The sequence below is a fragment of the Halomonas sp. SIMBA_159 genome (genome assembly GCF_046536035.1).
Taxonomy (GTDB): domain Bacteria; phylum Pseudomonadota; class Gammaproteobacteria; order Pseudomonadales; family Halomonadaceae; genus Vreelandella; species Vreelandella venusta_A.
The window spans coordinates 1-245 of the sequence record NZ_JAWJBT010001298.1 but is presented as its reverse complement, the minus strand read 5'-3'; the positions used below and the strand labels follow the sequence as shown (position 1 = coordinate 245).

Below are 245 nucleotides of genomic sequence, written 5' to 3'. Positions count from 1 at the left end.
CATCTTGGCTCAATACATCATATTCCACGACATAAGAACCGTCTTCCAGTTCCTGAGCCGGTGTGCCGATCAATTGATCTTCCATCACGGCCACTTCGCTGAAATCGACAGCGGTCCCATCCATCGTCATCGACATGTCACTGCCTTGTTCGATGCCGGCACTGAAATCAAGCACCACTTGTTCCAATGGCTCAGCGATTACTGAACCCTCAGCCGGAGTAGATGACTCCAACACGGAATGGGCG

1 protein-coding gene is annotated in these 245 nt (G+C 51.8%); it reads right to left on the bottom strand.

What is annotated here, in order from left to right; all coding sequences use genetic code 11:
* The coding region (locus R0J87_RS23440) for a copper resistance CopC family protein (protein ID WP_498889381.1) at positions 1-235 on the bottom strand (235 nt) is incomplete at its 3' end.
* Positions 236-245: the final 10 nt, after the last annotated feature.